Origin of the sequence: Streptomyces sp. NPDC005791 (assembly GCF_042871485.1) — a bacterium.
GTDB lineage: Bacteria > Actinomycetota > Actinomycetes > Streptomycetales > Streptomycetaceae > Streptomyces.
The window spans coordinates 1-18815 of record NZ_JBIAIP010000006.1; the positions used below are offsets into that span (position 1 = coordinate 1).

The following is an 18815-nucleotide window of genomic DNA, read 5'->3' on the forward strand; positions in this document are numbered from 1 at the left end:
CAGTTGTACGACTGCAACGGTACGGCGGCGCAGCAGTGGTCGGTGGGTGCTGACGGGACCGTGCGTGCGCTGGGCAAGTGCTTGGACGTGGCTTCCGGTGGGACGGCGGACGGTACCCGGGTGCAGTTGTGGGACTGCAACGGTTCGGCGGCGCAGCAGTGGGCGACGCCGGCTGCCCGGGACATCGTGAACCCGCAGGCGAACAAGTGCCTGGACGTGGCCGGTGGCAGCAGTGCCAACAGCACGCGGCTCCAGATCTGGACCTGCACCGGCTCCGCCAACCAGAAGTGGACGGTGCCGAGCGGCGGCGGGACCCCCGGGCCGGGAGCCATGGCCGTGGCCCCGTACCTCTACAACGGGTGGGGCGGCCCGCCCAGCCCCATCACCGTGATGAACGCGACGGGCGTCAAGTGGTTCACGCTCGCCTTCGTCCTCAGCAACGGCTACTGCGACCCGCAGTGGGACGGCAGCCGGCCGCTGACGGGCGGCGTGGACCAGCAGACCGTCGACACCGTGCGCGCGGCCGGCGGTGACGTCATCCCCTCCTTCGGGGGCTGGAGCGGCAACAAGCTGGAGAGCTCGTGCTCCAGCGCGGGTGAGCTGGCCGCGGCGTACCAGAAGGTCATCAACGCCTACAGGCTCAAGGCCATCGACATCGACATCGAGGCAGCGGCGTACGACAGCCCCACTGTCCAGCAGCGGACGGTCGACGCGCTGAAGACCGTCAAGGCGAACAACCCCGGGATCAAGGTGTACGTCACCTTCGGCAGCGGTCAGAACGGCCCCGACAGCAGCCTGATCAGCAAGGCCGCAGCGTCGGGGCTCACCGTGGACAGCTGGACGATCATGCCGTTCAACTTCGGTGGGGCCGGTCAGAACATGGGCACCCTCACCGTCCGCGCCGCCGAAGGCCTCAAGACCGCGGTCAAGAACGCCTACGGGTACTCCGACGACCAGGCCTACCGGCACACCGGGATCTCCTCGATGAACGGCATCACCGACAACGGGGAGACCGTGACCGTGGCCGACTTCCGCACGATCCTCGGCTACGCGCAGCAGCGCCATCTCGCACGGCTGACCTTCTGGTCGGTCAACCGTGACCGGCCCTGCACCGGTGGCGGAGCCGACACCTGCTCGGGAGTCTCCCAGCAACCGTGGGAGTTCACCCGGGTCCTCACCTCGTACACGGGCTGAACACCGCGCTTCGGCGCACGGCCCTGACGGACGCCTCCCCGGAATGCCCGCGGAGGCGTCCGTCAGGCGGTCAGCGACCGCCCTGCTCCTCGATGGCGGCGGGGCGGGACTGGGCGGCGCGGATGCGATCGACGTCCAGTTTCGTGCTGCGGTCGAAGCGGTAGATGCCGTTCTCCTCCTGGAAGACATCGGTGAGCTGCGTGTAGCAGTAGCCGAACATGGCGGGGTCCTGCAGCAGCACCCCGGTGAGGCCGCTGAAGCGCGCGTGGAACTCCTCCTCGTTCCGCACCCGCTCGCCGTAGCCCCAGGAGACGGTGCGGTCCTCGCCGGACAGTTCGGCGGCAGCCTCCGGGTTCCACCAGATGCCGCCGAACTCGCTGACGAAGTACGGCTGCCCCCGGTAGGGCTGGGAGTACGGGGCCCCGTTCTCGTAGGCGTTGACGAACGGCTCTCCCTTGGACAGGCCGGCCATCAGCTGCCGCAAGGCCTCCGGATCCTGCTCGTAGGTGTGGGCGTCGTAGATGTCGGTCTCCGCCACCCGGTGGGCGTAACCGGACGCGTCGATCACGGGCCGCGTGGTGTCCATCGCCTTGGTGGCCAGGAACATGGCCCGGGTGACGTCGTCGAGCCCGGTGATGCGGTCGTGCAGTTTCTGGTACGTCTCGTTGAGCGGGCACCAGCCGACGATCGAGGGGTGCGAGTAGTCACGCTCCACGGCTTCCAGCCATTGGCTGACGTAGGAGGCGTCGGGCTGCTGGTTGTTCCCCGACGAGCCGCCCGTCTCGCAGCCCCAGTCGCCGAACTCGCCCCAGACCAGGTAACCGAGGCGGTCCGCGTGGTAAAGGAAGCGCTCCTCGAAGACCTTCTGGTGGAGCCGGGCCCCGTTGAAGCCGGCTTCCATGGCGAGCTCGATGTCGCGGACCAGTGCCTCGTCGGTCGGCGCGGTCATCAGCCCGTCCGGGTACCAGCCCTGGTCGAGTACGAGCCGCTGGAAGAGCGGGCGCCCGTTGAGGGTGACCGCCTTGCCCCGTAGACCGATCGCCCGCAGCCCGGCATAACTGTCCACCGTGTCGAGGACCTCCCCCCGCTCGTCGAGGAGTTCGAGCCGGAGGCCGTAGAGGTGCGGGTCGTCAGGGCCCCACTCACGCCTCCTGTCCGCCGGGACCGGCAGGTGGAGGCGGGGCGCGAGATCGAGGTCGGCGCGTGCCTCCGCACGGCACACCTCTCCGTCCCCGTCGCTCAGGAACGCGCGTACGCGGTGGCCCGGGAGGTTACCGGACAGCGGGAGTTCCAGGTGGAACGCGGAACCTGTCAGGTCCGGGGTGATCCGCGGACGCCTCAGGTGCACCTCGTGGACGGGCTCCAGCCAGACCGTCTGCCAGATCCCGGTGACGCGCGTGTAGTTGCAGTCGTGGTTGGCGAACTGGATCGCCTGCTTTCCACGGGCCTGCGGGCCCGAGCGGGGATCACGGGCCCGGACGGTGATGACGACGTCCTCCCCGGAGCCCGCGATGTCACCGAGATCCGCGGTGAACGGGGTGAAGCCACCGCGGTGGCGCCCGACCTCGGTGCCGTTCGCCCAGACGGTCGCGTCGTGGTCGACGGCCCCGAAGTGCAACAGGACCCGGCGCCCTGCCCAGGCGGCGGGCAGGGTGACGACGCGCCGGTACCAGACGGCTTCGAGGAAATCGGTGTCGCCGATCCCGGAGAGCTCGGATTCGGGGGGGAAGGGGACGAGGATCTCACCGTCCAGTTCACGGCTGAGGAGACCGCGCTCGAGGCCGCTGTCCCCCCGGTCGGTCTCGAACTGCCAGAGGCCGTTCAGGTTGAGCCAGTCGCGACGGGCGAACTGCGGTCGCGGGTATTCCGGGCGCGGGAGGGACGGAGTGGGCACGCATGCTCCAGTGAGTCGGGAGGAGGGGAGAGGCGGGAGAGGGGTGGATCAGGCGCCGCCGAGGCCGGTGGTGGCCACCGAGCTGACGATGCGGCGCTGGAAGAGGAGGAACACCACGAGCAGAGGCAGCGCGGCGAGCAGTGCCGACGCCATGGCCTGCGCGTACTGGATGCCGAAGGCGTCCTTGACGGTGGCGAGCCCGACGGGCAGCGTCATCAGGTCGGGGTCGTTGGTGACGATGAACGGCCACATGAAGTTGTTCCACGCGCCGATGAACACGAAGATCGAGACGGCTGCCACGATCGGGCGGGACAGCGGCAGGACGACCGACAGGAAGACCCGCAGTTCGGACGCGCCGTCGAGCCGGGCGGCGTCCTCCAGCTCCCGGGGGACGCCGTCGAAGAACCTCTTGAGGATGAACACCATCATGGGTGCCACCACTTGGGGCAGGATCATCGCCGCGTAGGTGTCCACCAGGTCGAACATCAGCATCTGCTCGAACAAGGGCACGACGAGGAGCTGCGGCGGGACCATGACGGCGGCGACGGTGACGGCGAGCAGGGCGCGGCGGCCGCGGAAGGTGCCACGCGAGAAGCCGTAGGCCGCCAGCGTGGAGATCACGATGGTGATCAGGGTGACCAGCCCGGCCACCAGGAAGCTGTTGGCCGCCCAGACCGTGACGTTCCCGCGTTCCAGGATCTGCCGGTAGGCGTCCAGGGTGAAGGCGCCCTTGAAGGGGGACAGGCCGGGCTTCGCGACGTCCTGCTCGCTCTGGACCGAGGTGGCGACGGCCCAGAGGAACGGCACCAGCCAGACGGCCGCCAGTACGCAGAGCGCGGTGCCGGTCAGAACGCGTGGCAGCCGGCCGTGCCCGAGGAGCAGAGGGGAGCCGGCCGGTTCCCTGCGGGGGCGGCGGCGGATCCCCGAGGTGGGTGCGGTGGTGGACATCGGTCAGTCCTCCTGGCGGAAGAGGCGGAGCTGGGCGAGCGAGACGACGATGACGAGGGCGAAGAAGACGTAGGAGATGGCGGACGCGTAGCCCAGCCGGTAACCGGTGAACCCGACGTCGTAGACGTACTCGAGGAGGGGGCGGGTCGAGCCGTTCGGCCCGCCCTTGGTGAGGATGTAGATCTGGTCGAACACCTTCAGCGAGGCGAGCACCTGGAGCATGGAGATCAGTACCGTGGTCCTGCGCAGCTGCGGCAGGGTGACGGACCACAGGCGCCGCCAGGCACCGGCGCCGTCGAGCGCGGCCGCCTCGTCGTAGGCGGTCGGCAGGGACTGCAGCGCCGCCAGGTAGAGCAGGAAGTTGAAGCCGACCGTCCACCAGACGGTGAGTGCGGCGACCGACCACATCGCGACAGCTTCGTCGGACAGCCAGCCGACGGGCTCCATTCCGAAGGTGCCCAGCAGTTCGTTACCGAGTCCGACCTCCGGTTGGTAGAGCCAGGTCCATATGAGGGTCACGACGGTCACCGGCAAGAGGTAGGGCACGAAGAAGGACAGTCGCCACGCCCACTGCCCGGCGAGCCCACTGTGCACCAGCAGCGCCATCGCCAGCGCGATCAGCACCAGAGGGACGCTGGAGGCAGTGGTGAAGAAGACGGTGTTACCGAGGCTGCTCCAGACGTCCGGGTCGCCGAACGCCTCGGCGTAGTTGTCGAGCCCGACGAACGACGTGTCGCGCAGCGCCAGGGAACTGTCGGTGAAGCTCATCCAGAGGCCTTGGGCCACAGGCCACACCAGGAAGAGTGCGAACGGCACCGCGAAGGGCAGGACGAAGAGCAGGCCGGGCCCGCGGCGGCCGGTGCCGCGGCGCGGCGCCCTGGCGACAGGGGGCTCGGCGGCCGGTGCGGGGGCGCCGGTGGGCGCGATGGTGGTCACGTCGGAAACTCCTTCTGCTCGGTCAGGCCACCGGATTGGGCTGCCGCAGCAGCGCGTTCGCCTCACGGACCATCTGCCGCACCGCCTTCTCGGCCGAGGTGTTGCCCAGCAACGCCGACTGGAGCGGCTGGCACATGCGGTTCTGGAAGTTCGAAGCCGCCCCGGCGAACCAGTTCGGCGGATCGAGCACCGCGACATCTCCGGCATCGGCGTACGAGGACTGCGGGTCCAGCGCCGCGTACCGCGGTTCGGCGAGCACCGGTCGGTAGGCGGGGATGTGTCCGGCGCTCGCCCAGGTCAGGCTCTGCTTGAGTATCTCGGCGACGTAGCGGTGTGCTTCCCTCCGGCGGGCCGGGTCCGGGTCGCTCTGGTGCGGCAGGACGAAGCTGTGGGAGTCGGTGTAGACGGCGGGCCGGCCGAACACCTGGGGGAAGGGCGCCGCTCCGAGCGGGATGCCGGACTTCTGGAGCGTCGGCAGCTCCCATTCCCCGAGCATGGCCATACCACCGCGACCGCCCAGGAATCCGGCCAGGGCACCGTTGTAGTCGAGGTTGTTGGGATTCGTCCGGCCGTCGAAGAGCTGCTGCATGAACGACACGACCTGTACCGCGGCATCGGTGTCGATCTCGGCCGGTCCGCCGTCCGGCAGGGTGAAGGCGGCTCCGGTCTGCGCATAGAGAGCGGCGAACTGCCGCCAGCTCTGGGCGGTGTCCGTGACATGGCCGAAGAGGATGCCGGACTTCCCCGTCACCTCCGCGAGTGCCTTGCCCGCCTCCAGGAGCGCCCTGGGCGAGCCCATCGGGGCGAGTTCACCCTGCGGGTCGAGGAGGCCGGCCTTTCCCGCGGCCTCCCGGTCGTAGAAGACGATGAACGGGTGGACGTCCAAGGGGACCGCGTAGACGCCCCCCGCGTGCTTCGTACGTGCCCAGACCGCTGGCGCGAAGTCCTTCTCGGTCACGCCGAACTCGGCGAGTACCTCGAGGTCGAACGGGTCCAGCAGGCCGCCGGGCGCGTAGCCGGCCAGCCGGGACAGGTGCAGGACCGCCACGTCCGAGGCCCGTCCCCCGGCGGCCGACATGGCGAGCTTGGTGTAGTACGACGGGCCCCAGTCCAGGATGGGAGAAGCTCTCCCTCACGGTACTGATCCACCAGAGCGGGGCGGACCGTGAGCACGAGCTGGCAGCCCTCGCCGGTTTCGGCTCCGACTTCGTCGACGGGATCATCCTCAGCCCGCTCGCCCTCACCGCGGACGATCTCCGTGAACGGGCGGGCGTACCGCCGACCGTGCTGCTCGGAGAGCTGCTGGAGGAGGGCGCCGACCACGTGGCCATCGACAACGAGAAGGCCGCGCGCGAGGCCACCGAGCACCTGCTCGGCCTCGGGCGCCGGAACATATGCGCGGTCGGCGGACGGGAGGCCCCCGGCCTGGGGACCGCGGAGGCCCGTACCCGTGGCTACCTCGCCGCCCTGACGGAGGCGGGCCTCGCCCACCACCCGGACGCGGTGCTGCCGGTGGACGACTTCCGGATGCCCGACGGCGCCCGGGCGGTGACCGGGGCCCTGCGCGCCGGAGCACGGCCGGACGCGCTGCTGTGCCTCAACGACCAGCTCGCCCTGGGCGCATTGCGCGCTCTTCATGAACACGGCTTGCGCGTACCTGAGGATGTGGCGGTCATCGGGTTCGACGATGTGGAGGGAGGCCGGTTCAGCGTGCCGACGCTGAGTACCGTGGCGCCCGACAAGGCAGCCGTGGCCAGGGTCGCCGTCCACCTCCTGCACCACCGCATCGAGGAGGCCGCACAGACACCTCAGGCGTCCGGCGCGGGGGCCGCCGTCCGCGAAGTCCAGTCACCGCAGGACCGCGTGGTGGCACACCGCCTCGTCCTGCGTGAGAGCACGGAGGGCGTGGCGTGAAAGAGGGCGCGGATCGCTGCCCCAGGTGATCGTGGTGCGTCCCGTCCCGGTACTGCCCGCTGCCCAGAACCGTAGACGTACGACTCGCACCACCGCGTCGCCGAGTGACTCGCGCGGGAATCGATACTGCTGTCGACCGTCCTGTCGATACCGGTCCTGGTCACCATCGCCGCTCTCCTGGGATAGGCGGCATGCTGCCTGCGGCGACCGGCACGCCCAGGGACGGCGTGGGGCACGGGCGTGGATTGCTGGTCCATACACCCGCCGAGCGGGCTCACGCAGCATTACTGAAGTATGCGTCTGCCGGACGACGTCACCCGCATACGTTCGTGCACATGTCTGATTCCCTTGACGCCTCGTCACCTTCCGTCCCTCCCTCCCGGCGCGGTGTGCTCCGTGCGGCAGCCGTCGTCGGCGGAGTCATCGGCGTCCCCGGAGGGGCGCTGGCCGCGGGAACGCTCCCGTCCGCCGCGGCAACGCCGACGATCGTCCCGGCCCGGGCTCCCGAACTGCCCTCAGGGCTGGAGGCGTACCGCACCCCGTACATCAACTGGTCCGGCGAGATCACCCACCACGGGCTGTGGGCCTGCGCTCCCCGCACCGGCCAGGATCTCGCCGATCTCGCGAACTGGGCGCACAGCAACGGCTGGCGGCTGCGCGCACGCGGCAAGGCGCACAACTGGTCCCCTCTTACCATCACAGGGCCCGCCGAGTCGGATCAGCACGTGCTGCTGCTGGACACCACCGAGCACCTGACCGCCATGGAACTCGTCGCTCCGCCCGCCGGGGCCCCCGGCGCCGTCCGGGCGCAGACCGGGGTCACCCTGGAGACGCTGACGGCATTCCTCGCCGACCACGGGCTGGGCGTCACCAACACCCCCGCACCGGGTGAGCTGACACTCGGCGGCACGCTGGCCATCGACGCGCACGGCACCAGCGTGCCGGCCGTGGGGGAGGACCCCCGTCCGGGACACACCTACGGCACCCTGAGCAACCTCGTCCTGTCCATCACCGCTGTCGTCTGGGACGCTGCCCGGTCCGCCTACGTGGTGCGTACGTTCCACCGTGGCTCCGACAAGGAGTGCGAGGCTCTGGCCACTCACATCGGCCGAGGTCTCGTCGTCGAGGTGGTCCTCCAGGCCGGTGAGGAGGTACCCCTCCGCTGCCGGAGCCGGGTCGACCTCACCAGTGACGAGTTGTTCGCCGCGCCGGGCAGCGCACTCGCGGCCCGGGGAAACACGTTCTCCGACTTCCTCGACCGTTCGGGGCGGGTGGAGGCGATCTGGTTCGCCTTCACGGACAAGCCCTGGCTGAAGGTGTGGAGCCTCAGCCCGGAGCGCCCCGTTACGGCGAGGGCAGTGCACCATCCGTACAACTACCCGTTCAGCGACTCGCTGCCCACGTCCGTCGCCCGCCTGGCCGGGCGCATGGTGGGTGAGGCCGCCTGGTACCTCGCCCCGGCCTTCGGCGCCGCCCAGTACACGGTGGCGGCGACGGGGCTGGCCGCCACCTTCGCCACGGACCTGTGGGGCGCCGCGCACAACCTGCAGTTCTATCTGCGCCCCACGACACTGCGGGAGACCGCCAACGGCTACGCCGTGCTGACCCGGCGCGCGGACGTGCAACGTGTCATCTCGCGCTTCGCGGCCTATTACGGCGAGCAGTTGAAGACACTGGCCGCACGAGGCGAGTTCCCCGTCAACGGGCAGGTCGAGATTCGGGTGGGCGGGCTGGACCGGCCCGAGGAATCGGTGGCCCCCGGCGCGCGGCCGCCCCTGCTCTCCGTCGTACGACCGCCGGTGGACCGGCCGGAGTTCGACTGCGCGGTGTGGATCGATGTCCTGACCCAGCCGTCCACTCCCGGAGCCCACGCGTTCTACCGGGACCTGGAACGCTTCCTTCTCGCCACCTTTGACGGACAGTACGCGCTCACCCGGGTCGAGTGGTCCAAGGGCTGGGCGTACACCGACACGGAGGCATGGGCGGACCCGGAGATCATCGGTACCACTGTTCCGGCGTCCTACGGGCCGGGACAGTGGGCGGAGGCCGTCGGAGCACTCGACCGTCTGGATCCGCACGGCGTCTTCGGTAACGCCTTCACCGACCGGCTGGTCCGCGTGTGACCGCTCCCGCCGTGCCTCACATCGTCCGGTGCAGCAGGAACCCGAGCAGCACCTCGATCTCGCGTGCCGCGCGTGGGACGAGGGGCACGCTCCGCAGGCAGGCGCGGGCCGCGTCGAGGTGGTGGCGGGCTTCGTCCAGGGTGGCGGTGCGGCCGCCGCAGGCTTCGACGAGTGCGGCCGCGCGCCCCGTATCCGCGTCGTCGAGGGGGAGCGGGGAGTCGAGGAGGGCGGCGAGTTCCCCGGCGGGCGGACCGCCCTCGGCGAGAGCGGCCAGCACGGGGTAGGTCTTCTTCTGCTGGCGAAGATCGTTGTGCACGGGTTTGCCCGTCACCGCCGGGTCGCCCCAGATGCCGAGCAGGTCGTCGACGGCCTGGAACGCCACCCCCAGATGCCGTCCGGCCAGGTCCAGCGCGGCGACGGTGTCGGCGGGCGCCCCGCCCAGAAGGCCGCCGAGCGCCGCGGCACACCCCAGCAGCGTGCCGGTCTTGAGTTCCGCCATGGCGCGGTACTCGTCGGCCCGGACGGCCCCCGGACCCGTCCAGGGCCGGGCGGCGAAGAGCAGGTCGTCCGCCTGGCCGTGTACGAGACCGCTCGAGGTCTCGGCCAGGCGGCCCACGGCCGCAGCCGTGTGCGGCCCCGGGGTTTCGGCGAGGATCTGCACAGCGAGGGCGAACAGTGCGTCGCCCGCGAGCACGGCGGGCCCGGTGCCGTACGCCTTCCACACGGTCTCCCGCTGCCGCCGGGTCCCGTCCCCGTCCATGATGTCGTCGTGCAGCAGCGAGAAGGTGTGGATCAGCTCGACGGCCACCGCCCCTGCCACGGCGCTCTCCCCGGCGGCCCCCGCCGCCTCGGCGCACAGGACCGCGAGGGCCTGGCGGACCCCCTTGCCCTCGAACGACCCGTCGGTGGGCGCGCCCCCGACCTCGCACCAGCCGAGTGAGAACGCGGCCATCTCGCCCGTCCAGGGATGGAGCCGGCCTATCGCGGCCGACAACGAGGGGCGCACGAGGTCGCGGCAGCGGGCGAGTATGCGGGGAGCCTCGGCCTGCGGGGGCGCGGCCTTTCCGGAGGGCGCCGCGGTGCGTTCGGCGGTGCCGACGGAGAACTTCGTCACAGTGGTCATCGCGTCGCCGCCTCCTCGACACGACGGCCCACGTCGGGCAGGGGTCCCACCCCCAGCTCGACGGTCGCCTTGTCGACCATGTCCCGGGCGTGCTTGAGACCGATCCGGTCCAGCGTCCGCCGCAGTTCGGCCAGTTCCACGACTGTCTCCGCCGGGTTCCGCCCGAGCCGGGCCAGCGACTTGGCGAGCCCCAGCCGCGACAGAGCGGTCCCCCGTGGCTCGTTCATCTCCTGGAACTCCGCCAGTGCCTGCGCGTAGGTGTCACGGGCCTGCGCATACTGCCCGGCCCGGTAGAGCACATTGCCCCGCATCTTGTGGTTGTACGCCAGCGCGCTGGACAACTTCATCTCGCGGCAAGCGGTTTCGGCCTCGGTGAGCAACGCCAGTGCCCGCTCCACATCGCCGTCCCGTACGGACACCACGTCGGCGATGCCGCGCAGCGCCCAGGCCCGGCCTCGCCAGTCGTCGGCCCGGCCGGCGGTTTCGGCCGCCTCCTCGAACAGAGCGAGCGCCTTGTCGTACGAGCCGGTGTTCCGGTGCATCTGGGCTATGCCTTCCAGGGCCCACACCGTGTGCCGGGCCTCGCCCCGCCTGCGGGCCTCGGCCAGCAACTGTTCGTGCAGTTCGCCGACGGCCTGGTAGTCGCCCTGGATGCGCCCGGTTTCCGCGAGGCCTGCGAGCGAGTAGCCGCGGACCACCACGTCGCCCCCTCGTTCACCCATGTCGGCCGCGAGCCCGAGCAGTCGGTACGCCAGGGCCAGCGAGCCCCGTTGGCGGGCGAGTGTGCCACCACTCCACAGGGCCCAGGCCATCGCCCCGACGTCCTCGGCCGAACGTGCCGCACGGAAACTCGACTTCCACGCGGCATCGGCCTCGGTCACCCGCCCCAGCCTCCGGCAGGCCTCCGCCACCGCGAGCCCGCAACGAGCCATCTCCGCATGCTCGCCGGCCCGTTCGGCCGCACGCAGTTCCTCGATGCCCTTCGCCAGTACCTCGGTGAGGGAGGAGTTCACCGACAGTGAGCCGAGGGCCCCCTGATACTCGGGAGCGAACGCCTTGCCCTTCGGCCGATCCTGCTGAGTCACCCGTGCCACCTGCTCACTGTGTCGCCCGTCTCCGGAACCGCTGACCACGGCGGTGGTCGGCCGCCGTCCCTGATCAAGACGGTATGAGTGAGGAGAGGTTCCGCGAATCCCTCTCCGTGTTGGTCGTGGGTCGTCCTTGAGTGCTACGTGAGCGACCTGGACCAGGTAGTGGGACGGACACCGGCCGGCCAGGCCGGCAGCGCGGGCGTGGTCGGGGGAACGGTGGGCCCCGGGGCGACAACCAGAAGCGGGATGGGTAAGGTACCGACAGGCAAGTGAAGGTAGCCTTACCTAACTTTGAGGAGTGTCGGTGACCAACCCCTTCGAGGACGAGAACGGCACCTATCTGGTGCTCGTCAACGACGAGGGACAGCACTCGCTGTGGCCCGCCTTCGCGGAGGTGCCCGGCGGCTGGACCGTGGCCCACCAGGAGGACACCCGTCAGGCGTGCCTGGAGTACGTGGAGCGGAACTGGACCGATCTTCGGCCCAAGAGCCTGATACGGAGCATGGCTTCCGGTTCCGCGTAAGTGTCGCCGGGGACCGCTCACGGAACGCGCGAGGGCGTTCGTCCGGACACTCGGACGAACGCCCTCGCGCGGTGAACCGTCCGGGCGGATCCCGTTCAGGACCCCTCGGCCGCCGCCTGCTCCGCTACCGGATCGGCGACCGACGGCGCCGGCTCGTCGCGCCGTGACCGGTGGGACATCCAGGCGGCGACCAGGGCGCCCGAGATGTTGTGCCACACGGAGAACACCGCGGCCGGCAGGGCGGCCAGCGGGCTGAAGTGGGCCGTCGCCAGCGAAGCGGCGAGCCCGGAGTTCTGCATGCCGACCTCGAAGGCCATGGCGCGGCTGGCCGGCCTGCCCAGGCCCGCGATCTTGCCCGCACCGTAGCCGAGCGCGAGTCCGAGGCCGTTGTGCAGCACGACGGCGATCAGCACGGTCACGGCGGCCGACTTGATCGTACTGGCGCTGCCCGCCACGACGGCACAGACGATCGCGGCGACGGCCAGGGAGGACAGCCAGGGCATCAGGCCCAGCACCCGGTCCACCAGTCCGCCCGCGACCAGTCGCACCACCAGGCCGCCGACGACCGGGAGCAGGACCGTCTTGAGGATGTCGGTGATCATCGAGCCGGCGTCCACCGGCAGGTAGGCCCCGGCCAGCAGCAGCGTCAGCGGCGGCGTGACCAGAGGGGCGACCAGGGTGGAGACGGTGGCGACGGAGACCGACAGCGCCACATCACCGCGGGCCAGGAAGGTCACCACGTTCGAGGCGGTGCCGCTCGGTGCGCAGCCGACCAGGATGAGTCCGGCCGCCAACTGCGGCGGCAGCCCGAGCAGGTGCGCGATCGCCCAGCCGAGCCCCGGCATGATCACGTAGTGCGCGACCAGGCCGATCGCCACGGCCCACGGGCGTTTCGCCACACCCTTGAAGTCCAGCGGGGTCATCGTCAGCCCCATGCAGAACATGACGATGCCCAGCAGATACGGGACCGATTCCGTCCAGCCGTCGAACGTGCCGGGGGTGACGAGACCGGCTACGCCCGCCACGAGCACAAGGACGGGGAACACGGTGACGGCGCGCCTCGCCGCCTTGTCGTCGGAGGCCGGTTGATCAGGGGTTATCTGTTCTGTCTGCACAGGCGCGATGGAACGCCGCAGCCATGTGCCTCCGCAAACCCGTCTCATCATGCGGACGGGATGTCCAGGATGTGTTCACGCCGGGGTCTTTGTCGATCTGGGGCACAGGCGTACCTCACGCCCCTGCCAGCGCCTTCGCAGCCAGCGGTCGTCACCGGCCAGGACGATCGCTCCAGGGCCCGCTCCCATCGCTGCCTCGAGTTCGTCACAGAGTCGCGGGGAGAGGTGGTTCGTGGGCTCGTCGAGCAGCAGGAGCTCGGGCGGGTGCGCCACCAGAAGGGCCAGCGCGAGCCGGCGGCGCTGACCGACGGACAGCCGTCCGACCTGCTTGCCCAGATCCCTCTCGCGTCTGGGCGATCTGCACATCGACGCGCGATACGTGCCCGCCGAGAGCGAGGCGATGATCGGCGGAGACCTGTACGTGGCGCAGAGCACCCCGTACGGAATCCGGGTCATGGTCGGTGACGTGCGAGGGAAGGGACTCGGGGCGGTCAGCGCCGTCAGCGCCGACCTCGGCGCATTCCGGTACGCGGCGGACGAAGCCGAGGACCTGCCGCGGCTGGTGACCCGGCTGGAACGGGCCCTCCTGCGTGAGGGTGGCCGGCGCGGCGGCCAGCAGCAGGAGGAGGGCTTCACGACGGCCCTCATCGCGGAGTTCTCCACGGACCTGGAGACCGTACGCATGGTCAACCGGGGGCATCCGCCCCCGGTGCTGCTCGACGCGCACGGCCACGCCATGCTTCTCGAGCCGTCCGAGGAAGCACCCCCGCTGGGCATGAGCGATCTTGGCGTGTGGTCCGCCCCGGTCGACAGCTTCCCGTTCCCGGCCGGCTCCACCCTGCTCTGCTACACCGACGGCGTCACCGAGTCCCGCGACGCCACCGGGCGTTTCTACGACCCCGTCACCCGTCTGCCGCTCGTGCTCGGCAGGCGGGCGCGCTCCGTGCACCTCTCGCGCCGGGGCAGGTCCTGGACATGCTGATCCAGGACGTCCGCCGCCACTCCGGCGGCCGGCCCCAGGACGATCAGGCCATGCTGGCCCTGTACCGCGCGCCCGCCGGAGGCGAACCCGCTCCTCCGGTCTCCCTGAGTTGACCGCCGTGGGGGACGGCTGCCGGTCGCCGAAGCACGACGGGCCGCGGAGTGAGCACTGCGGGCCGCTCCGCAACGGTGGCGGGGTGAGGCGCGTCTCACCCCGCCGTCAGCCCTTGCTATGCAACCAGTTGCATAGAACGATCGGGGCATGGCGCTCGAACACGCGATCCTCGTCTCCCTGCTGGAACAGCCGGGCTCGGGCTATGAGCTCGCCCGGCGGTTCGAGCGGTCCATCGGCTACTTCTGGACTGCCACGCACCAGCAGATCTACCGCGTCCTCAAACGCATGGAGAGCGACGGCCTGCTCGACGTCCGTGAGGTCCCCCAGGAGAGCCGGCCGGACAAGAAGGAGTACTCCGTCGCCGGCCCGGGCCGCGCCGCCCTCTCCGACTGGCTGCACGAACCGATCGAACCCGAGAGCCTGCGCCACGATCTCGCCGTGAAGATCCGCGGCGCGGCCTTCGACGATCCGGCCACGCTCCTCGACGAGGTCGAGCGGCACCACCGGATCCACAGTGACCGGCTCGCGCACTACCTGGCCGGGGAACTCCGCGACTTCACCGGCCCGGACGCCCCCGCCCCGCTCGACGCGGGTCAGGAACTGCAGCACGTCGTGCTGCGCGGTGGCATCGCGTACGAGCGTATGACGGTCGCCTGGCTCGACGACGTACTCGCCACCCTTCATCGGCTCGGCGCGACCGACCCGCGCATCTGAACATCCCCGGCATCCTCTGCCCCCACCCTCGGAAGGCGTATCACCATGGCCGACCCGCTGCTCCTCAACCCGCGTACCTACGACCCGGCGCACTTCGACCCGGAGACCCGCAGGCTGCTGCGCGCCACCATCGACTGGTTCGAGAACCGTGGCAAGCGGCGGATCGTCGAGGACTACCGCTCCCGCGCCTGGCTGGGGGACTTCCTCGAGTTCGCCGCGAAGGAGGGACTCTTCGCCACCTTCCTCACGCCCGCCTCCGCCGCGGAGCGGGAGGACCAGCGCTGGGACACCGCCCGGATCGCCGCGCTCAACGAGATCTTCGGGTTCTACGGGCTCGACTACTGGTACGCCTGGCAGGTGACCATCCTCGGCCTCGGCCCGGTCTGGCAGAGCGACAACGCGGCAGCCCGGAGCCGTGCGGCACAACTCCTGTCCGAAGGCGAGGTGTTCGCCTTCGGCCTGTCGGAGAAGGCGCACGGCGCCGACATCTACTCCACCGACATGCTGCTGGAGCCGGACGGCGCACGCGGCTTCGTGGCCACCGGTGCCAAGTACTACATCGGCAACGGCAACGCCGCCGGCCTCGTCTCCGTCTTCGGCCGCCGTACCGACGTCGAGGGCCCGGACGGCTACGTCTTCTTCGCGGCCGACAGCCGCCACCCCGCCTACCACCTGGTGCAGAACGTCGTCGACTCCTCCAAGTACGTCAGCGAGTTCCGTCTCGACGGCTACCCGGTGGGTCCCGACGACGTCCTGCACACCGGCCGAGCCGCCTTCGACGCCGCCCTCAACACCGTCAACGTGGGCAAGTTCAACCTGTGTACCGCCTCGATCGGCATCTGCGAACACGCGATGTACGAGGCCGTCACCCACGCGCACAACCGCATCCTCTACGGCCGCCCCGTGACCGCCTTCCCACACGTCCGCCGTGAGCTGGCCGACGCGTACGTCCGGCTCGTCGGCATGAAACTGTTCAGCGACCGCGCCGTCGACTACTTCCGCTCCGCCGGGCCCGACGACCGGCGGTACCTCCTGTTCAACCCGATGACGAAGATGAAGGTGACCACGGAGGGCGAGAAGGTCATCGACCTGATGTGGGACGTCATCGCCGCCAAGGGCTTCGAGAAGGACACGTACTTCGCCCAGGCGGCCGTGGAGATCCGCAGCCTGCCCAAACTCGAGGGCACGGTCCACGTCAACCTCGCCCTCATTCTGAAGTTCATGCGCAACCACCTGCTGGATCCGGCCGGGTACGAGCCGGTGACGCCCCGTCTGGACGCCGCGGACGACGCGTTCCTCTTCCAGCAGGGTCCGGCCCGTGGTCTCGGCTCCGTCCGCTTCCACGACTGGCGCCCGGCCTACGACGCGTACGCCGCGGTCCCCAACGTCGCCCGGTTCCGGGAGCAGGCGGACGCACTGTGCGACTTCGTCACCCACTCCGCGCCCGACGAACAGCAGAGCCGCGACCTCGACTTCCTGCTGTCCGTCGGCCAGCTCTTCGCCCTGGTGGTCCACGGTCAGCTGATCCTCGAGCAGGCCCGGCTGACCGGTCTGGACGAGGACGTGCTGGACGAGCTGTTCTCGGTGCTCGTCCGCGACTTCTCCGCGAACGCCGTCGAGCTGCACGGCAAGGAATCCGCGACCGAGGAACAGCAGCGTTGGGCCGTTGCCGCGGTACGGCGCCCCGTCGTGGACGAGGCTCGTTCGGCGCGGGTCTGGGACCGGGTCGAGGCGCTGTCCGGGGCCTACGAGATGGGCTCGTAGGCCCTGCGCGCCGCGGTCCGGTCCGTGCGGGAGTTCAGCGGTGGGCGGACCGGCCCGGCCCACCGGCGCGCACCACGTTCACGAGTGGCTCACCTCGCTGCGAACGGCCGATGTTGTCCGCGATCTCCTCCGCACGCGCGGCGAAGGTGTCGGTGGTGTGGCCCGAGTGGTGGGGCGTCATGAGCACATGGGGAAGCTCGTGGAAGGGCAGCCGGCTCGGCCGGTCCGGCGGGCCGGACCACCACACGTCCAGGGCCGCGCCGCCGATGGCACCGGAGCGGAGCGCCTCGTAGAGGGCCTCCTCCTGCACCACCGGCCCCCGGGCCACGTTGACCAGCAGTGCCCCGGGCCCCATGGCCTTCAGTTCGGCCGGGCCGATCATCCCGCGGGTGGCGGGGCTGAGCGGGACCGTGACCACCACGATGTCGGACTCGGCGAGAAGGTCGGGCAGCCGGTCGTCGCCACCGACCCAGTCGGGCCGCAGGTCGACGGGGATCGGTGCGGTGGGATCGCGCCGCACGGCGCGCACCCCGAGTCCGACCGCCTGACACAGCCGCGCGACCTCGGTCCCGGTCTCGCCGAAGCCGATGATGCCGACCCGCCGGCCGCGCAGGGTCGAACCGAACGGGAGCCCCGGATCGACGGCCACGTTGCGCCAGCGTCCGGCGCGCAGCGCGCGGTCGGCTGTCAGCACGTCGCGGGAGAGCATCAGTACGGACATCAGTACGTGCTCCGCGATGGAGCTCCCGTGGTGGTGGGTGGTGGCGACCGTCACCCCGGGGGGCAGCGCGTCGAGCGGTATGCCGTCGTAACCCGCGCCGACGACGTGCACGAGCCGCAGCCGCGAGGCCCGCCGGGCGTCCTCGGCCCGGAGCTTCGTTCCGACGTACACCTCGACGTCGGGCAGGGCCTCGGAGATCCGGTCGGCGTCCCAGTCGCAGGCGTCCAGCCAGACGTGTCCGCTCCCCGCGCGCGTGATGAGTGGTTCGTGGAACCGGCTGAGGATGCGGTGATTGAGCATGATGCGCACGAGCGGGTCACCACCGGGGGGTCTCGGTCGAGAACGAGGGGTCGAAGCCACGCATGTAGCCGGTGTCGTCGCGGTCACGGAGCCCGCAGTCGAGATACTGGCGGTGGAGCCGTGCCAGCGCGTCCCGGTCCAGTTCCACGCCCAGGCCGGGAGCCGTCGGTACGGCGAGGCTGCCTTCGCTGAACCGCAGCACGCCAGGATCCACCACATCCTCGTCCGGCCGTTTCCAGGGCCAGTGCGTGTCACAGGCGTACGTCAGGCGCGGGGTGGCCGCCGCCAGGTGGGTCATCGCCGCGAGGCTGATGCCGAGGTGCGAGTTGGAGTGCATCGACATGCCCAGCCCGAAGGTCTCGCAGATCGCGGAGAGCTGGCCGCACCGTCGTAGTCCGCCCCAGAAGTGATGGTCGGACAGGACGATGCCCACCGCTCCCTGGGCCACGGCCGGGGCCAGGTCGTCGAAGGAGACCACGCACATGTTGGTCGCCAGCGGGGTCGGGGTTCGCCCGGCCACGGACGCCATGCCCTCGATGCCCTCGGTCGGGTCCTCCAGGTACTGCAGGACGCCGTCGAGCTCGCGGGCGACGTACAGCGATGTCTCCGTGCTCCAGGCGGCGTTGGGATCGAGGCGCAGAGGCAGATCCGGGAACGCCTTCCGCAGTGCCCGTATCGCCGCGATCTCCTCGTCCGGCGGGAAGACGCCTCCCTTGAGCTTGATGGAGGAGAAGCCGTACATCCCGATCATGCGGCGGGCCTGGTCGACCAGGCCTTCCGGGTCGAGGGCCGGGCCCCAGTCGTCGTCCTCCTGAGAGGGGTGTCCGGCCCACTTGTAGAAGAGGTACGCGCTGTAGGGGACCGTGGAGCGCACGGCCCCACCGAGCAGATCGCAGACCGGCCGGCCGACGAGCTTGCCCTGGATGTCCAGGCAGGCGACGTCGAACGGTGCCATGATCCGGTCCACGGTGCTGCTGCCGGTGACCATCCCGGACATACCGTCGCCGCCTGTGGTGTCGGCTCCCAGCGCACGTGTGGTGCGGGCGATCAGATCGTTGAGGCTCCAGACGTCCATGCCGGTCAGTTCGGTGGCGGCGCGGCGCAGCCGCTCCAGGTGCACCGTGCCGCCGTAGGTCTCGCCGATGCCACGGATCCCGCCCTCCGTGGTGATCTCCACGACGGTGCGCAGCGCGTACGGCTCGTGCACACCGACCGTGTTGAGAAGGGGGTGGTCGCGGAAGGCCACGGGGGTCACGGTGACGTCGGCGATACGTTCGGAGGTGCGCGCCATGGAGACCGTCCTCACATGCTTGGCGTTCTCATCTGTAGACACCATTTCTATATGTGGACGCACTGCGG

13 protein-coding genes and 5 pseudogenes are annotated in these 18815 nt (G+C 70.3%); 8 read left to right on the forward strand and 10 right to left on the reverse strand.

Annotated features, from left to right (window positions below; genetic code table 11):
• A partial coding sequence (locus ACFYSH_RS13440; protein ID WP_388752363.1) for a ricin-type beta-trefoil lectin domain protein occupies positions 1-1194 on the forward strand: 1194 nt, incomplete at its 5' end.
• Between the two features lie 70 nt (positions 1195-1264).
• On the opposite strand, the gene ACFYSH_RS13445 is transcribed toward ACFYSH_RS13440, so the two are convergent.
• The 4 genes and pseudogenes from ACFYSH_RS13445 to ACFYSH_RS13460 all read right to left on the reverse strand — a co-directional run.
• Entirely contained in the window at positions 1265-3088 is a 1824-nt protein-coding gene (locus ACFYSH_RS13445) for a sugar-binding domain-containing protein (protein ID WP_359474107.1), read from the reverse strand.
• A gap of 48 nt (positions 3089-3136) precedes the next feature.
• Complete coding sequence (locus ACFYSH_RS13450; protein WP_359474110.1) at positions 3137-4036, reverse strand: carbohydrate ABC transporter permease; 900 nt, start codon at positions 4034-4036, stop codon at positions 3137-3139.
• Positions 4037-4039: 3 nt separating this feature from the next.
• The gene (locus ACFYSH_RS13455; RefSeq protein WP_359474112.1) at positions 4040-4972 is read right to left on the reverse strand and encodes a sugar ABC transporter permease; all 933 of its coding nucleotides are present in this window, start codon (positions 4970-4972) and stop codon (positions 4040-4042) included.
• A gap of 22 nt (positions 4973-4994) precedes the next feature.
• Positions 4995-6089: pseudogene (locus ACFYSH_RS13460) on the reverse strand (extracellular solute-binding protein); the annotation flags it as partial.
• A 2-nt stretch (positions 6090-6091) separates the two neighbouring features.
• Between ACFYSH_RS13460 and ACFYSH_RS13465 the strand changes: the two are divergent.
• From ACFYSH_RS13465 to ACFYSH_RS13475, 3 genes and pseudogenes are all read left to right on the forward strand, one after another.
• Positions 6092-6886: pseudogene (locus tag ACFYSH_RS13465) on the forward strand (substrate-binding domain-containing protein); the annotation flags it as partial.
• Between the two features lie 52 nt (positions 6887-6938).
• Positions 6939-7072: pseudogene (locus ACFYSH_RS13470) on the forward strand (AEC family transporter); the annotation flags it as partial.
• Positions 7073-7221: 149 nt separating this feature from the next.
• The gene (locus ACFYSH_RS13475; protein WP_388752368.1) at positions 7222-9009 is read left to right on the forward strand and encodes a cholesterol oxidase substrate-binding domain-containing protein; all 1788 of its coding nucleotides are present in this window, start codon (positions 7222-7224) and stop codon (positions 9007-9009) included.
• 16 nt (positions 9010-9025) lie between these two features.
• Here the strand turns inward: ACFYSH_RS13475 and ACFYSH_RS13480 are convergent, their stop codons facing one another.
• Both ACFYSH_RS13480 and ACFYSH_RS13485 read right to left on the reverse strand, forming a co-directional pair.
• Positions 9026-10132 carry a polyprenyl synthetase family protein gene (locus tag ACFYSH_RS13480; RefSeq protein WP_359474123.1) on the reverse strand — a complete coding sequence of 369 codons (1107 nt, stop codon included), beginning with the start codon at positions 10130-10132 and terminating at the stop codon, positions 9026-9028.
• Positions 10129-11217 (reverse strand): tetratricopeptide repeat protein, encoded by a 1089-nt coding sequence (locus ACFYSH_RS13485; RefSeq protein WP_359474125.1) that lies wholly within the window; start codon positions 11215-11217, stop codon positions 10129-10131. The genes ACFYSH_RS13480 and ACFYSH_RS13485 overlap by 4 nt, the downstream gene beginning before the upstream one ends.
• Positions 11218-11527: 310 nt before the next feature.
• Between ACFYSH_RS13485 and ACFYSH_RS13490 the strand changes: the two genes are divergently transcribed.
• Positions 11528-11746, forward strand: coding sequence for an MbtH family protein (locus ACFYSH_RS13490; protein ID WP_359474127.1), 219 nt, complete (start codon positions 11528-11530; stop codon positions 11744-11746).
• A gap of 95 nt (positions 11747-11841) precedes the next feature.
• Here ACFYSH_RS13490 and ACFYSH_RS13495 read toward each other — a convergent pair whose 3' ends face one another.
• The gene (locus tag ACFYSH_RS13495; protein ID WP_359474130.1) at positions 11842-12861 is read right to left on the reverse strand and encodes a bile acid:sodium symporter family protein; all 1020 of its coding nucleotides are present in this window, start codon (positions 12859-12861) and stop codon (positions 11842-11844) included.
• A 75-nt stretch (positions 12862-12936) separates the two neighbouring features.
• Positions 12937-13206 (reverse strand): annotated as a pseudogene (locus ACFYSH_RS13500) (ATP-binding cassette domain-containing protein); the annotation flags it as partial.
• On the opposite strand from ACFYSH_RS13500, the pseudogene ACFYSH_RS13505 reads away from it, so the two are divergent.
• The 3 genes and pseudogenes from ACFYSH_RS13505 to ACFYSH_RS13515 all read left to right on the forward strand — a co-directional run.
• A pseudogene (locus ACFYSH_RS13505) lies at positions 13190-13956 on the forward strand (PP2C family protein-serine/threonine phosphatase); the annotation flags it as partial. The pseudogenes ACFYSH_RS13500 and ACFYSH_RS13505 sit on opposite strands and share 17 nt — an antisense overlap.
• 148 nt (positions 13957-14104) lie before the next feature.
• Positions 14105-14671: a PadR family transcriptional regulator gene (locus tag ACFYSH_RS13510; protein WP_359474133.1), complete on the forward strand. Its 567-nt coding sequence runs from the start codon at positions 14105-14107 to the stop codon at positions 14669-14671.
• A gap of 45 nt (positions 14672-14716) precedes the next feature.
• A complete protein-coding gene (locus ACFYSH_RS13515) occupies positions 14717-16435 on the forward strand; it encodes an acyl-CoA dehydrogenase family protein (RefSeq protein ID WP_359474136.1) in 1719 nt (572 codons plus the stop codon).
• A 34-nt stretch (positions 16436-16469) separates the two neighbouring features.
• Here ACFYSH_RS13515 and ACFYSH_RS13520 read toward each other — a convergent pair whose 3' ends face one another.
• Both ACFYSH_RS13520 and ACFYSH_RS13525 read right to left on the reverse strand, forming a co-directional pair.
• Entirely contained in the window at positions 16470-17456 is a 987-nt protein-coding gene (locus ACFYSH_RS13520; protein WP_359474217.1) for a 2-hydroxyacid dehydrogenase, read from the reverse strand.
• 16 nt (positions 17457-17472) lie between these two features.
• Entirely contained in the window at positions 17473-18747 is a 1275-nt protein-coding gene (locus tag ACFYSH_RS13525) for a glucarate dehydratase family protein (RefSeq protein WP_388752374.1), read from the reverse strand.
• Between the last annotated feature and the right edge of the window lie 68 nt (positions 18748-18815).

Bases quoted from the DNA above. Each gene is read 5' to 3' on its own strand.
- ACFYSH_RS13475 (WP_388752368.1), top strand. From the start codon at position 7,222: ATGTCTGATTCCCTTGACGCCTCGTCACCTTCCGTCCCTCCCTCCCGG.
- ACFYSH_RS13510 (WP_359474133.1), top strand. From the start codon at position 14,105: ATGGCGCTCGAACACGCGATCCTCGTCTCCCTGCTGGAACAGCCGGGC.
- ACFYSH_RS13525 (WP_388752374.1), bottom strand. From the start codon at position 18,747: ATGGCGCGCACCTCCGAACGTATCGCCGACGTCACCGTGACCCCCGTG.
- ACFYSH_RS13450 (WP_359474110.1), bottom strand. From the start codon at position 4,036: ATGTCCACCACCGCACCCACCTCGGGGATCCGCCGCCGCCCCCGCAGG.
- ACFYSH_RS13520 (WP_359474217.1), bottom strand. From the start codon at position 17,456: ATGCTCAATCACCGCATCCTCAGCCGGTTCCACGAACCACTCATCACG.
- ACFYSH_RS13480 (WP_359474123.1), bottom strand. From the start codon at position 10,132: ATGACCACTGTGACGAAGTTCTCCGTCGGCACCGCCGAACGCACCGCG.
- ACFYSH_RS13515 (WP_359474136.1), top strand. From the start codon at position 14,717: ATGGCCGACCCGCTGCTCCTCAACCCGCGTACCTACGACCCGGCGCAC.